This window comes from Calothrix sp. PCC 7507, from assembly GCF_000316575.1.
Lineage (GTDB): Bacteria > Cyanobacteriota > Cyanobacteriia > Cyanobacteriales > Nostocaceae > Fortiea.
On record NC_019682.1, the window covers coordinates 2,269,696 to 2,284,369 of the forward strand.

A 14,674-nucleotide genomic window follows, 5' to 3' on the forward strand; every position below is an offset into this window, starting at 1 on the left:
AACATGCAGATCATACAAACAGAAATTCCTGATGTAGTAGTAATTGAGCCACAGGTTTTTGGTGACGATCGCGGTTTTTTTTATGAAAGCTATAACGAAAAGGCTTTCTTAGAAAAGGCTGGTATTACTGCACATTTTGTCCAGGATAATCATTCGTGTTCCGCTGAAAATGTTTTGCGAGGCTTGCACTATCAAATCCAGCAACCCCAAGGAAAACTGGTGAGAGTAGTAGTAGGTGCAGTATTTGATGTAGCTGTTGATTTGAGAAAAAGTTCTCCAACTTTTGCTCAATGGATTGGTATCCATCTCACCGGTGAAAATAAACGACAGCTTTGGATACCAGCAGGTTTTGCTCACGGTTTTGTAGTGCTTGCGGAATCTACAGAAGTTTTATACAAAACCACAGATTACTATGCTCCCCAGCATGAACGGACTATTCTGTGGAATGATCCTGATTTAGCGATCGCTTGGCCAATTTCAGCTTCCCCAATCCTCTCTGCTAAAGATAAAATCGGTAAGTCTCTAAAAGATGCAGAGGTGTTTGTATGAAAATCCTACTGACAGGTGCTACTGGACAGGTGGGGTGGGAATTACAACGCACCTTAATGACTATTGGCGAAGTTATTCCTGTAGGACGTGAGCAAATAGATTTAGCTCAGTTAGACACCATTCGCCGCACCATTAGGGAAGTAAAACCAGATTTGATTGTTAACCCTGCGGCTTATACTGCAGTGGATAAAGCCGAATCAGAGCCAGAATTAGCGATGGCTATTAATGGTATTGCTCCCGGTGCGATCGCCGAAGCAGCAAAACAAGTCGGTGCAGCTATAATTCACTATTCCACAGATTATGTGTTTGATGGCTCTCAAGCAACACCATATACTGAGCAAGATCAACCAAATCCCCAAAATATCTACGGTAAAACAAAACTAGCTGGTGAACAGGCGATCGTATCTGTCGGTGTACCCCATCTAATTTTACGCACTAGTTGGGTTTATGGACTGCGGGGTAAAAACTTTTTATTAACAATGCTGAGATTAGCACAAGAACGGGAAGAAATTAAAGTTGTTGATGACCAAATTGGCGCACCAACTTGGAGCCGGATGATTGCAGAAATCACAGCCCAAATTTTGTCTCAGTCTCCAGATAATGTCTCTGATTTCATAGCTAGCAAAAGCGGAATATATCACTTAACAGCAAGTGGACAAACTAGCTGGTATGGATTTGCTAAGGCAATTTTGGCAGATGATATTAAACAGAGTCGCAAATTGCAAAGATTGATCCCAATTACTACTCCAGAGTATCCTACAGCCGCCAGCAGGCCAGCTTATTCTTTATTAGACAGTGCGAAACTATCTCATACATTTGGATTAGTTCTACCAAATTGGGAAAGGAGTTTAGAGTTGGTAATATCTGAAAACAGATGAGGGTAATGGAATCAGCCTAGAAAAGGCGATGCCTGCGGCGGGCTACGCTACGCACTAATTTGGCAACAAAGTATGAAACGCAAGGTTTTTCAACGCTACCTACTGAAATTGGTAGCAGTTGTGTTGTCGATCTCGATTGGTATGATTCCTGCTAAACTAGCGATCGCTTTCTATTAAACCCGAGTGTTGCGAGATTGTGGGCGATCGATTTGATGGATTTTTAGTGGGCGGAGTGGCGCCAATACAGTTCGGTTCAGGCTAAAAAATCAGTCAGGTGTAGGTTGGGTTGAGGCAATGCGTTACCCAACTAAACCCGTAAAATGTTGGGTTTCGTTCCTCAACCCAACCTACCAATACTCTTAACCGAACAGTATTGGGAGTGGGGCAAGTTTGAATCCTCGGATCTGAACTTTGTATTAAAATAATTTCCATCCATGTTTATTGAAAAAATAAATTGCTGATTGAATATTAATTAAAGTCAGTTTAAGAGACTTATATGAGCCTTTAGCCCAATGATGAAAAATATGTACATGAGGATAAAATACAGTTCTATATTTTTTAGCCATTCTCAAAGTTATATCTGCATCTTCAAGATACATAAATATATTTTCATCAAAGTAGCCAATTTCATCTAAATACTTTCTACGAAAAAGCATAAAGCATCCAGACAGGTATATAACATTTTCTATGTTCTCATAACCCATATCTCGCATTTCATACCAATCAAGATAGTTCTTTAAAAGGAAGTGTAATTTTTTAGGAATAAAACGCCTAACAAATAAAGCAAACAATGTTGGATAACGCTTACAAAGATATTGAATATCACCATTAGGGAAGTAGATTTTTGGTTGGATTAAACCGATATCCGGATGATTCTCTAAATAATCTATTAGTTTGATTATCACATTACTATCAAAGTATATATCCGGGTTAATCACAAGATGATAATCAGATATGCCAGATTGAGAAATAGCTAAGTTGTGCGCTTTACCAAAACCAATATTATTACCATTGTTATAATAGTAGCTTACATCTAAATCTTTGAATACTGTTTCTAACTCTGGTTTTGGTGAATTATCAACGATATATAAATGTATTTTCAATGCTGTGTTTATGGTAGACATAATCGCTTGACGAAGCATATTATAATTATTCTCATATAAGACTAGTGAGGCAGTGATCTTAATTTTTTCTTGCATAACGCTACTTATTAAGTTAGTGATTTATTTTCAAAAAGTGCTGTTACAATCACATTTATAATGTAAATTTTTCAAAAAGCTTTACAAATCAACAATGGCACTCTAATAACATTATAAAAATGTTGAATTGCTCATAACTAACTTCGATAATAATAGTATGCTAAAAGATACTTAAATTTAGCATGAAGTTTAGGAGAAATTAGTAGAACAATAAATTTGAATAACGAGTGAGATGTCAGTAAAATCATCGCATTAAATTTTATTTTTTTAGATTTCCAAAGCTTCCAAAAGTTATGAATATCTCCAATTCTCATTCTTAAAAGATTAGTACTCAAACTTTTTGGTTGTTTATAGACATAAGTTAATTGTATATCTAATAAAAAAAAACTCTGCCCATCAAGGCATATTTTCATCCATAAAAAGTAATCTTCACAGTATCTCTGTACAGAGTCAAATCTGTAGTTAATATTTCTTTTAAGCATAATTGACGAAGTTTCAAATGGGTTATACATTAATATTTGGCTTCTTGTCAGGGCACAGGCTTGAAATTCCCTGTTTAATAATTCAGTATCTAAGGGATATTTGTTGGAATTCGATATGGGTGGTGCATGACCAGAACCTAAAACTAGAGGATTAGCACACATCCATCCATACTGGAATGAAATTTTCTCTGGATGCCAAGCATTATCAGCATCAAGAAAAGCAATATAGTCCTGAGTTGCTAAATCCCAACCAACATTACGAGCAACGGAAGGCCCAGAATTAGAAGTTAAATTTATAATCTTTATCCAATTTTTTTTGTATTTATCTTGTAAGTGTTGTAAAATTTCCCATGTACCATCTTTACTCCCATCATTTACTAGTATAACTTCAGCAGGTATGAGAGTTTGTTTTGCTATAGAATCAACAGATCTACTAATAGTATCAGAACAACAGTAACATGGTATGATAACACTAACTGATGGTTCCATATTTTATTCTTTAAGTTAGACCTAAATTCAAAAGATTAGATGTGATTAAAATTACGATTAAGTAGAGTGTTTATCACGTTAACGTTTTCACTTCTATGATCCCTAAACCTTTATAGTTAGAGTAATGCTATGGTTAGTTTTAGTTTTTTGGAATTCAGATATAATCTTTAACCATAAAGTTAATAGTACTAACCAATTTATTTACTGAGACTCTCTTAAATCAATATCCTGGAAACATCCTACCAGGGCAACCCGAAGCAGTAAATGTTTTATATCCAAAAATTCTCCAACTGGCTTCATAGGTAATTCTTCTAGCGGCTCTCCTTCCCCGTTTATGTCCCCAAATTCGTATACAGAACCACAATAATATAGAACGCAAAAATTTTAACCATAAAGTTAGTTTATGTAATTGACAAGCATCTTCAATTGATTTGCTTTCGGATATAGTTACATTAGTGATTAGATACTCTTCTTTAGAAGCAATTGCAAAATTCAAGACCTCTTCCATACGCATTTCATAAGTGTGTTCACTTATAGTTCTTTCAAAACCAGCCCAAGCAACTGCATCACGCTCTTGTGGATGTTCTAAGAAGTATTTAATTTTCTTGACTAGTTCAGGTATGTTGTGAAAAACCTCTATTTCTTTTCCAAGAGTGTAATGCTTTTCTAGCCCTGGCGTATACTCCGTTACTAAAAAACCACCTGCACCAGGCACTTCAAAAGTCCTTGCCTTGATTTGATTTTCTCCTATAGAATTAGCAAAATTTAGGCTTATTACTGACTCCCTCATAATACGTGGTACTTCTTCTGTTGAGATTTGTCCAGATGCCCATCCGTGACCAAAGCAGTCAACCTCAATACCATAATTTCTTAATTCTGCAATTTGTTTCATACGATTACCAAATGCTCTACCCACAAACGAAACTTTATAGCGGCAACATGTGAAAGATAATGGTTGGTTAAAAGTTTCAGAACTGGCAGCCCACTGAGTGAGCAACACATTTGAAATACCATCACTATAATACTTTGCAATAACTTCTGGATAGGTTGTAGTCATAGCATGATATGCAGTTCCAATAAATCGAGATACTTCCTTGTACTTCCAAGAGTCATCAGTTGTCCAAGAAATAGTTGCCACATCTCTCCGTGCTTGAATTATTTTTAGAGTTTCCCACCAAATTTCATAATACAGTTGAACTGTAAGTATGACATGAGGTTGTACTCGCTCAACTGTTTGTAGAAGAGCTTGATTCAATTCAGCATAACTGCTATATGAAGACATATCCCATGATTCAAAGTGGATAACTTCGTGTCCTAACTTTTTTAATGCTGGTACAAACGCTGCGTATTCAGTGTTAATTCCACGGGCAGGATCACCGTATTGATATTTCCCAAAAACACATAATACTTTCATAATTAATTTTAGCTTAATTTTATTTTTATATAGTTACGGATTTTTGTAATTATAAAACTTTAAATAACCGACGATACTACTGTTATTTAAACAGTATTAACTATTTTTTTATTGGCAGCTTTACTATTACATAAAAATCCAAAAATCAAAAAGCATAATGCAGGTAATGGTAAAAAAACAAGAGTAAGAAAGTGGTTATAAGTATGGGAAGTAATAAGAGTCCATGTGATTTGAGAATAGACTAACAGATGAGAAAGGCTAGAAAATGATTTGCTATAAAAATATTTAGATATCATTCCAAAAATAAAAGAGAATATAATTACTCCGACAATTCCTAATCCCCAATGCAAACCTCCATAAAATCCCACTGGTGAACTCTGCTCAGGCAGAATAGGTAAATCATTATTCATGACGTAGGTTTCATACAGCCTATAAGGTAGCAACCCAACGAAAGTGTATACGGGGTTAAATTTATATGGTCCTAATCCAGCTTGTTCGCACTGCGCTTCGAGATTGATGAGGGGCCATTGTAGATAATTTATAGTTTCATCAGTTCCAGATATTTGGTATCCTGAACCAATTCTTAGGGAAGCCATAAAACCCATAAAATAAATCAATATTACTGGTATGAGAAAATATAGTAAAGTTTGTAATTGCTTACTGATGCGGAAACCAAATATATTTATAAAAGTTTTTAATGGGCTATTAAAGCGGATTGAGAGTCCAGAAAATAAATAAAATATTAAAATAAATAATCCCTGCCGCTTTCCAGTTATCAAAGTTCCAAAAGCAGCAATCAACAAATTAACTACAAAGAAGAAATATAGTTTTACATTTAACTCTACTGATTTTATAACTAAAGATAGTAGTAATCCATTTAAAAAAAATAAGGATACAACGAAAACACCTAACTGACCAAACCCAGTTTCTACAGCGTTGTTGTTAACATCATTTATATTAATATTCCCTGAGAAAAACTCAAAAATTGGTAAAAAACCATAGGTTCCAACAATACCAATTATCTGAATAATTATTAAAGTTGAAAGTATTAAAATTATTCTATTTAAAGTAGTAAAACTAATTTTTACTATATCTGGAGATATATAATCCAGCTTAGGTTTAAAAATTCTAGTGCCTAGCCAAAAGAAGAAATATCCGGTAGACCATATAACTAAAGGTAGATAAGTTATCTCATAGTTATAGCTTTCATTTGGTCCTTGAATAAACCAAATAATGTAAGGAGAAAGAGCTTGAAGAGTACCTAGTAGAAATAGAACTTCAGGACTGACAATTTTGCGCCACATAAAATAATATCTATAAATGATTCAATCAATGTTTTGATGTTTATTTTTAATAATATATTCACTTGAGCCAACTATATACTAATTGTGTTTGTTCTGCACAGGTATCCCAAGAAAAGAACTTAACTCTTTCTTTTCCTTTAGTAACAAGATCTTTAGTCCTTTCTTGCGAAAGAAGAACTCTTTTCAATGCATCAGCAATGCTTTCAAATTCATAAGGGTTAAAATATTCACCAGCATCTGCAACTACCTCCGGAATTGAGCTCGTATTACTACAGACTACAGGACAATTAAAAGACATTGCCTCTAGAGGTGGAATGCCAAATCCTTCATAAAGAGAGGGATAAACAAATGCAGATGCGTTAGTGTAAAGGTTAGCCAGTATTTTATCATCACCTGCTACATATATTACACGATAATTATCGATACCAAGGCTTTGAATTAGGGCTATCTCATCTTCAGAAAAAGATTTTACACCGCAGCATACTATATTAAAGTTGTCTTTTATAACTCGACAACTAGCATATGCTTGAAGTAATCGTTTGAAATTTTTATATTCTAATCTCCGCTCTCCAACATAAAGGATATAAGGACGAGTTATTTTTGGCTTTTTCTCAACATTTTCGTGATCTTGTAGAGAATAGCCAAGATAAATAGTAGAAACAATTTTTGGGTCTATATCTAGGATATCAATTAAGTCTTGCTTCGTAGTTTGAGATATACAAATAATATGATCTGCACGTTTAATTGCTTCTGCTTTTGTCAGAGTAAATTTTCTATCCTTTTCTGGCATCAAATGAGCAAACTTTTCGTGAATCATGTCATAAACCGTAATGACAGTTTTGCATTGCTTAGGTGCTATGCATTTCCTAGTGTAGAAAGTTTCGTGAATAATATCAGGATTAATATATTTGAGCCATTTTTTAGATAGTTCCGCATTTATTGTACTTATAATTCTTGATGACTTAGGTATGGAAGGGATTTCCCATCCTTTTACTAAATCCGAGCTACAATTTTTTAGGTAGTTATTGACGTAAAAGCCAGCAACAATATCTACTTTAAAGTTATTAACCTTGGAAGTACGAGTTGCGATTTCGTATATATAGCGTGAAATACCACCATATTTTGACCAAGAGAATATTTGATAATCATAAGATAATTTTATCATTTATATCTAAGTATTGTAATTTAAAAACAAAAATATCGACGTTTGAAAAATGAGCATATAAGAAATTATATATAAATCATTTTTATCATAAATAAATTATACATTTTTTTCAGTACATTATCATGATGTACGAAAGTTTTAGAAATCATTATTTTTCTTACATATTAATAACCGATATGCGCCAAATAGCTAGTCATGATTTTCAAAAAAATATGTTGATGTAAGTCTATTTTAGAAAGGCATATGGGGCAACTTTCAACTATATTCATTTATCTCCATTTTAACTCTTAATTTTAACTTAGTTATAATATCAGTACCTACGGCTCCTAAAGAAAATAGTAGTATACAAATTCCAGTAGACAAAGCAACTCCTGAAACGCCTATTAAATTACCTAATAAAAGTGATAAAACTATATTGCTAATAGCAGAAATAGGAGCAACTATAGTTTGTAACTTTAATTCGCCTAATCCATTGACTAACATCGCCACACACTGAGATACTGAATTTAATACTGTTGTAAACAACATTGCACAAAGCAAGCCAAGATTTGGAATTGCTTCTTTACTAACTAGTAATTCTACAAGCTGAGGAGAAAATATAACAAGTAAAGTACCTATAAGGAAAGACCACGTAAAGCTTATAAAAACTGACATTTTAAATGTATGATTAATCCAAGTATGATCTCCTCTTGCTAAAGCTTCAGTGTATGCAGGCCAAAGAGAAATTGTAAAAGAAGATAGAACATATACAACAAGAGAAAATAATCTTAACGTAATTCCATAACTTGCTACCGCTTTTGCACCAAATAATTGAGTAACAATAATAAGATCAGTTTCAAAAATTAAAATTGCTGATATTTGAGTAGTCCAAAACTGAAACCCAGTTTTTAGTAATGACTTACATTGAAGCCAGTTAAAATATTTGTATTCAGGTTTCAACCATTGTCGCCGAAAACCAAATAAATGAATGGCAGAAAAAACATCTCCTATAAGTAAAGACCCGAAACAAGCCATTATTAGGAAAGGTAGATTAGCCTGAGTATGAATAGCAAACATTAGACTAATGATTGATGATAAGCTGCCTATTACACTCCATATTTGATGGAAATAACCTTCTTGGTAGGCTCCATAAATGCGTCCTGAAATTGACAGTGGCAGACGGATAAAAAATAAAATAAAACATACAAAAACAGATGTTTTTAATTCTTGGCTTGCTACTAATGAACTTATATTGAAGACTCGGTTCCAAGGAATTAATGGATATATTATTAAGAACAATAATAGCAATACCAGTGATATAAGCAACATTACGTAAAAGGCACTTGACACAGCCTCTTGAGCCATTTGCTTATCTTCCCTGCCATCACATGTAGCCAGTGCATTCGTCAAACTATTTACTAATCCTAAGTCTACAAAACTTATCCAAGTTAACAATGTACTTAGTATTAACCATATTCCAAACCTTTCGGTTCCCAAGTATTTAGCTGTCAGGGGAATTGTAATAAGTCCAGCTATGGTTGAAATTCCTTTGACTACTAAGGTCGTAATACCTGTAAGACCTGCGCGGCGAATTCTCATGCGTCCCCGGTCTACAGAAATATTATTAGAATTTTGAAACAACTTCTTAAATAACTGCATTATTTTCAAAAAACCTCACGAAATCCCAATTTTAGGCAGATTCATTTCACCTTTGCCATTCTGCTCAAATGCCTTGCCTCCGTAATAACCTTTGGTGTAGTAGCCACCGTAGCTGCTAGTAGCAGTCACACCATTAACCACCATACCCAACACTCGCTGCTCAGACTGCTCTAGCAAAGTCTTCGTCTCACTAGCGGCTGCAGAGTCAACAACACCAGGACGTACAACCAACAACAGCCCATCTACTAACTTGCCCAATATCTGTGCATCAGCAACTGCAGTCAACGGTGGAGCGTCAATAATGACAAAGTCATATTCTCCAGTAGCCTGTTTGATTAAAGTAGCTAACCGTTGTGAATCTAACAATGCTGCTGGGTTAGGCGGAATTGTGCCAGCAGTGAGTAAGTCCATAGCCATTAGAGCCTCTTTAGTCGAGCTTTGCAACTCAGCTTGACCTACTAGGATATTACTCAGCCCAATCAGATTGGATTGTTCCCAGATTTTATGCTGACGGGGACGACGCATATCTGCATCTATCAACAGCACTCGGCGTCCTAGTTGGGCGATCGCTACTGCCAAGTTAGCTGTGACAAAAGACTTGCCCTCACCAGGAATTGAGCTACTCACCACAATCACTTTCAGCTTCTTATCAGAAATGCTGAAACCCAAATTCGTCTGTAACATCTCAAAGGCTGCTGATTCTGGTGAATAGGGATTGTTGAGTACTGGCAATTCTGCACCCCCCTCACCATCGCTACCCTTGACTTTTTCAGCCAGCGGAATTGTACCTAAAACTGGATAGCCCAACAGCCGTTTCACTTCCTCAACATTCTTGAGGGAATTATCCATAGATTCCAACACTAATGCTGTTCCCAAACCTAACAGGATGCCCAAAAAGCCACCCAGTGCTAGGTTCAGGTGAATAACAGGAGAAACCGGCCTATTAGGAACCAAAGCCTGAGAAATTACCCGCGCATTGCCGATGTTCTGGTTTTCTAAGACCTGAATTTCTTGCAATTGCCTGAGAAATTGCTCATAAGTGACTCGCGCCACTTGCAACTGTCGCTGTAACTGTAACTGTTGTTGTTCTAATCTGGGTAAGCTATTTAACCGTTTTTGGCTGAGTATAAATGTTTGCTGCAAATCGGCTAATTGCCTTGCCAAGGCTAACCGTTCCACTTCTGACTTGACTAAATCTGTAGTCAGAGTTTGCTTTAGTTTTCCCATCTGCAACTTCTGTTCTGGCACATATTTAGAATTACCTAAACTTTGGGCAACTCTCCCTTCGACTTGATTTCTCAGAGCTGCTTCTTTTTCTACCAGATTGAGAATATTAGGATTATTGTTAGTGTAGCGAGTCCTTGCTACGGCTAGCTCGTCTTGCACTTTCTGGTATTCTGTCAAAACCTGCTGGATTCCTGGAGATTCATTTAAAGTATTGAGTGCTACAGCCTGGTTTGTATTTAATTCTATTTGATTTTGTAAAGCTAGTGAACGAGTGTTGGCACCGACTAGTTCTGCTTCGACTTTAGTAATTATTGCTGCTAAATCTTTCAGACCTTCGACACCAGCTTTCGCTTCTATCTCTAAAGCTATCACCTTGTTTTTCTCTTTAAACTCGCGCAAGGACATTTCTGCTTTCATCACCCTTTTCTCAACCTGGGGCAATTCTTTATTTAAGAATTCTCTAGCGGACTTGGCTGTAGAACGATTGGTGCGAACATTACTTTCTAAGTAATATTTCATTAGGGTATTGATCACGTCTGCGGCTTCCTTGGGATTGGGGCTGCGGTAAGAAAGCTGCATCACATCCGTGCCGCGGATAGTTTTCAACTGTAATATTTTGAGAAAAGTTTCTATGGGGAGGTATTCGCCTGTTTCATCCTTTAGGTTTAGGGTGGTAATGGTTTTGTTGATAATTGGGTATGAGCGGATGACTTCGGCTTCTGTATCGACTGGGTTGCTGAGATTTGTTAGGCCGCCGAGTTCTCCCATCTTGCTTGAGAAGCCTGTAAGTGATGAGACACCATTTTGCTTGTTGAAAAGTAACTTGGCTTTTGACTCATAAACTGGTGTTTTGAGGAAAGTCACTAATGCTGTTAATCCGAACACAGTGCTAATAACGATTGATGTTACTAGCCAGCGCCTTTTCAGGACTGTCCAGTAATGCTGTAAATCAATGGTGTCTCGGTCTTCTTGCTTAGTAGGCATAGATAGTTTAGTAACAACCAAAAAAGTTTAGGCTAATGCTGTGTGTTCCTAGTGCAAGAAGGTAAGAGAGTCAGACGAGAAGAAAGCTTATGCGATAGGCTTTTTAGTCTTGTTTAACTCCGTAGGTATTTCCGCCATATTGCGCTAGTGCAACCACAACCTGAGAAAAATTAAGCATGGATAGTTTGTCTTGGTATCAATCAGGATTATCCCCTCCTGATTTCCCGACCATCTTATACTACTTTCTGTTTTTTGTTCAGTGAAAATTCAGAAATATCGGAATCTCCGACACATTTAATCTCAGGTATAGTACTGATTTATGTTTTTGGTAAATTGTAATTAATATTACTTATTACTCAATGCAGACAGCAGGGGCAGGAGACAGAAGGAATACTGATCTTTGCCTGAGTCAAGCGACTCAAGGGAGCGAAGTTTTAAGATCCTCGACTATCTGTGGTGCTAAGTCAGGAGGGGTCAAACCCTACAGCTGACTTGTTGCAATTTTTATTAACCTGGATGGGCGAACTTTTTTGCCAAGCTACACATCTAATGCCATTTATGAGAAAAAGGCAAGTTATGTAAATTAATTGTTACAAAAAAACCCATCATGAATTTTTTGTAATAGAAAGGACTAGTCAAAAACAATACCACCTAAGAATACTCTTAAGTTGAGCTATCGGGTTTTGGTAAATTTTGTAATTTATTATACATGTAATAAATGAGCATACTTCTTTTAAAGTATCAAAAAGCACAAAAATAGCTAACAGTAGCTCATTTACCTCAAAGATAAGAGTAGTAAAAAGTACTTATGCTCGATACATCATTTCAAAGTTACAGGGGAAGTCTTAAGTTACTGAAAATCACGCGCTTTTTACCTACGGTGCTTTTAGTAGTAGATATTATTGGCTTGGGTATATGTTTGGAGGTTGCTTTTTGGTTGCGTCTAGGTCAACTAATTCAGGGTTTTGATCCACTGATTTGTGGATTTATGCTGCTGACGATCGCCGGATTATATTTAGCAGATACTTATCATCCAGACAATCAGATTGCTGGGTTGCGGGCGCCGCCTCGGATTCTACTTAGCAATTTCATCGTTGCTGGCATTACCTCTAGCATCATTTATATATCTGAGTCTTGGGAACATCAACCGTTACTGGGACGGGAGATTTTGTTAGTCACTTTAAGCATCTTTACAATCTGGGCAGTGATTTTACGTTTATGGGCTGTCCAATGGCTGCGATCGCGTACTGAAGAAAGTCGTTGGCTAATATTGGGTGCTGGCGATCGCACAATCAAATTTGCTCAAATGTTTTTAACACATAACCCCTTAAGCCGATTAGTTATCCTGGCTGAACCTGGTCAAGATACCACAGAGTTAGCAAGAACAGCATCACAGGTGAATTGTAGCGGCTACCTTAACGACTTATCTACTTGGAGTCAGCAGCCTTGGTCAGGGGTAGTAGTAGCGACCCAAATAGATTTCTCTGATATCCAAATTCAGCAGTTGATGGAGTTACGCCTTGAAGGTATTCCAGTCTATAAACTGCCAGATATTTGCGAAGCCCTATGGTACAAAATTCCTTCGTCCTTACTTGAAGATCAGTGGTTGGCTTTTAGTACTGGGTTTAACTTAGTGTCTTGTGGTATGAGTCTGAAGCTGAAGCGGTCTATAGATGTGATGGTGACAGGACTGCTACTCTTGCTGCTATTTCCTCTCATGCTCTTAGTATCATTACTAATCAAGTTAGATAGTCTAGGTCCAATTTTCTATAGTCAAGTTCGCACAGGACTATACGGCAAGCCATTTAGAGTTTATAAATTCCGTTCTATGTATCAAGATGCTGAGAAGCGCGGCGCACAATGGGCTTCTCAACGCGATCCACGCATTACCAGAGTGGGATATTGGTTAAGAGTATTGCGAATCGACGAACTGCCGCAAATTTGGAATGTTTTACAAGGGGAAATGAGCCTGATTGGCCCTCGTCCAGAAAGACCAGAGTTTGATATCAAGCTCAAACAAGCAATTCCTTATTACGAACTACGTTACTTAGTTAAACCAGGAATCACAGGCTGGGCACAGGTTCTATATCCCTACGGTGCTTCAGTTGAAGATGCTTATGAAAAGCTAGCCTATGACCTCTACTACATCAAGAATTATTCGTTTTTGTTGGATATAGCGATCGCTTTTAAAACAGTCAGAGTTATTTTGTTAGGTAAGGGTAGATGAATAAAAAAGTATTGGTGACAGGTGGTGCAGGCTATATTGGTTCCCACGTCGTGCGCCAGTTAGGTGAAGCTGGTTATGATGTCGTGGTGTATGACAATTGCTCTACAGGTTCACCCAAAGCTGTACTACACGGCGAATTAATTATTGGTGATTTAGCAGATACAAATCGTCTTTATCAAGTCTTTGCCAAACATCAATTTAGTGCCGTGCTGCACTTTGCTGCTAGTTTAGTTGCACCAGAATCAGTGGCTCATCCTCTCGACTATTACGCCAACAACACCCGCAATACCTTGAATTTACTCCAATGCTGTAGCGCTCAAGGTGTTAACCAATTGATTTTTTCTAGCACCGCCGCAGTTTATGGCGAACCTCAAGAAAATCCCGTCACAGAGTCTACTCCCACCATACCCATTAACCCCTACGGCAATTCAAAGCTGATGAGCGAATTGATGATTCGGGATTATGGGTTAGCATCTAGTCTGCGCTATGTAACTCTGCGCTACTTCAACGTTGGCGGCGCTGATTTTGGTGGGCGACTCGGACAAAGTTTACGCAAAGCAACTCACCTAATTGCAGCAGCTTGCAATGCAGCACTCCAACGTCAACCAGAATTGCGGATTTTTGGTACTGATTTTCCTACCCCAGATGGTACTGGGATTAGAGACTATATCCATGTTGAAGATTTGGCCTCTGCCCATGTCTATGCTTTACGATATCTAGAACGGGGTGGGGAAAGCCAAACTTTTAACTGTGGCTATGGACAAGGCTATAGTGTGAGCCAAGTAATTGAACGAGTCAAAGCAATTTCTGGAGTAGATTTCCCTGTGATTAAAGCCGAACGCCGTCCTGGCGATCCTGCCTGTGTGACAGCTTGTGCAAAGAAAATCTCCCAAATATTGGGTTGGCAACCCAAATACAATAACCTAGATAATATTGTCCAAACTGCTCTAGCCTGGGAAATACGTCAGGAAAATTCAAGACCTATGGAATTGATCAAAAAGCCTGTGCCAATCAGTAGGAAAAGAGCCACCAGATCTAAAATCTTTGAATTTCCCGTGAGGCTAACTAACTAATTCCTGACAACTTCGGAAATCGAACATTTGTTTTTTATAATATTA

The 14,674-nt window shown here is 37.1% G+C and carries 11 protein-coding genes; 4 read left to right on the top strand and 7 right to left on the bottom strand.

Annotation, left to right across the window (positions count from 1 at the left end; all coding sequences use genetic code 11):
• The first annotated feature begins 3 nt into the window (after window positions 1-3).
• Entirely contained in the window at window positions 4-549 is a 546-nt protein-coding gene (gene rfbC, locus CAL7507_RS09905) for a dTDP-4-dehydrorhamnose 3,5-epimerase (protein ID WP_015128325.1), read from the top strand.
• Window positions 546-1,427: a dTDP-4-dehydrorhamnose reductase gene (rfbD, locus tag CAL7507_RS09910; protein ID WP_015128326.1), complete on the top strand. Its 882-nt coding sequence runs from the start codon at window positions 546-548 to the stop codon at window positions 1,425-1,427. The genes rfbC and rfbD overlap by 4 nt, the downstream gene beginning before the upstream one ends.
• Before the next feature lie 416 nt (window positions 1,428-1,843).
• On the opposite strand, the gene CAL7507_RS09915 is transcribed toward rfbD, so the two are convergent.
• The 7 genes from CAL7507_RS09915 to CAL7507_RS09945 all read right to left on the bottom strand — a co-directional run bounded on the left by CAL7507_RS09915 (window position 1,844) and on the right by CAL7507_RS09945 (window position 11,329).
• Window positions 1,844-2,626, bottom strand: a complete 783-nt coding sequence (locus CAL7507_RS09915; RefSeq protein WP_015128327.1) for a glycosyltransferase — start codon at window positions 2,624-2,626, stop codon at window positions 1,844-1,846.
• Between the two features lie 137 nt (window positions 2,627-2,763).
• On the bottom strand, window positions 2,764-3,597 hold the full coding sequence (locus tag CAL7507_RS30105; protein WP_015128328.1) for a glycosyltransferase family 2 protein: 834 nt from the start codon (window positions 3,595-3,597) through the stop codon (window positions 2,764-2,766).
• A gap of 220 nt (window positions 3,598-3,817) precedes the next feature.
• A complete protein-coding gene (locus CAL7507_RS09925; RefSeq protein ID WP_015128329.1) occupies window positions 3,818-5,011 on the bottom strand; it encodes a glycosyltransferase in 1,194 nt (397 codons plus the stop codon).
• Between the two features lie 86 nt (window positions 5,012-5,097).
• On the bottom strand, window positions 5,098-6,315 hold the full coding sequence (locus CAL7507_RS09930; protein WP_015128330.1) for an O-antigen polymerase: 1,218 nt from the start codon (window positions 6,313-6,315) through the stop codon (window positions 5,098-5,100).
• 58 nt (window positions 6,316-6,373) lie between these two features.
• The gene (locus CAL7507_RS09935) at window positions 6,374-7,480 is read right to left on the bottom strand and encodes a glycosyltransferase family 1 protein (RefSeq protein ID WP_015128331.1); all 1,107 of its coding nucleotides are present in this window, start codon (window positions 7,478-7,480) and stop codon (window positions 6,374-6,376) included.
• 255 nt (window positions 7,481-7,735) lie between these two features.
• A complete protein-coding gene (locus CAL7507_RS09940) occupies window positions 7,736-9,118 on the bottom strand; it encodes an MATE family efflux transporter (protein WP_015128332.1) in 1,383 nt (460 codons plus the stop codon).
• A 15-nt stretch (window positions 9,119-9,133) separates the two neighbouring features.
• Complete coding sequence (locus CAL7507_RS09945) at window positions 9,134-11,329, bottom strand: polysaccharide biosynthesis tyrosine autokinase (RefSeq protein ID WP_015128333.1); 2,196 nt, start codon at window positions 11,327-11,329, stop codon at window positions 9,134-9,136.
• Between the two features lie 808 nt (window positions 11,330-12,137).
• On the opposite strand from CAL7507_RS09945, the gene CAL7507_RS09950 reads away from it, so the two are divergent.
• Both CAL7507_RS09950 and galE read left to right on the top strand, forming a co-directional pair.
• Window positions 12,138-13,556 (top strand): sugar transferase, encoded by a 1,419-nt coding sequence (locus CAL7507_RS09950; RefSeq protein WP_015128334.1) that lies wholly within the window; start codon window positions 12,138-12,140, stop codon window positions 13,554-13,556.
• Window positions 13,553-14,629, top strand: a complete 1,077-nt coding sequence (gene galE / locus CAL7507_RS09955) for a UDP-glucose 4-epimerase GalE (RefSeq protein ID WP_015128335.1) — start codon at window positions 13,553-13,555, stop codon at window positions 14,627-14,629. Before CAL7507_RS09950 ends, galE begins: the two co-directional genes overlap by 4 nt.
• Window positions 14,630-14,674 lie beyond the last annotated feature (45 nt).

Coding starts and splice junctions, on each gene's coding strand:
- CAL7507_RS09940 (WP_015128332.1), bottom strand. CDS start 9,118: ATGCAGTTATTTAAGAAGTTGTTTCAAAATTCTAATAATATTTCTGTA.
- CAL7507_RS09915 (WP_015128327.1), bottom strand. CDS start 2,626: ATGCAAGAAAAAATTAAGATCACTGCCTCACTAGTCTTATATGAGAAT.
- rfbC (WP_015128325.1), top strand. CDS start 4: ATGCAGATCATACAAACAGAAATTCCTGATGTAGTAGTAATTGAGCCA.
- CAL7507_RS09935 (WP_015128331.1), bottom strand. CDS start 7,480: ATGATAAAATTATCTTATGATTATCAAATATTCTCTTGGTCAAAATAT.
- rfbD (WP_015128326.1), top strand. CDS start 546: ATGAAAATCCTACTGACAGGTGCTACTGGACAGGTGGGGTGGGAATTA.
- CAL7507_RS09930 (WP_015128330.1), bottom strand. CDS start 6,315: ATGTGGCGCAAAATTGTCAGTCCTGAAGTTCTATTTCTACTAGGTACT.
- CAL7507_RS09925 (WP_015128329.1), bottom strand. CDS start 5,011: ATGAAAGTATTATGTGTTTTTGGGAAATATCAATACGGTGATCCTGCC.
- galE (WP_015128335.1), top strand. CDS start 13,553: ATGAATAAAAAAGTATTGGTGACAGGTGGTGCAGGCTATATTGGTTCC.
- CAL7507_RS09945 (WP_015128333.1), bottom strand. CDS start 11,329: ATGCCTACTAAGCAAGAAGACCGAGACACCATTGATTTACAGCATTAC.
- CAL7507_RS30105 (WP_015128328.1), bottom strand. CDS start 3,597: ATGGAACCATCAGTTAGTGTTATCATACCATGTTACTGTTGTTCTGAT.
- CAL7507_RS09950 (WP_015128334.1), top strand. CDS start 12,138: ATGCTCGATACATCATTTCAAAGTTACAGGGGAAGTCTTAAGTTACTG.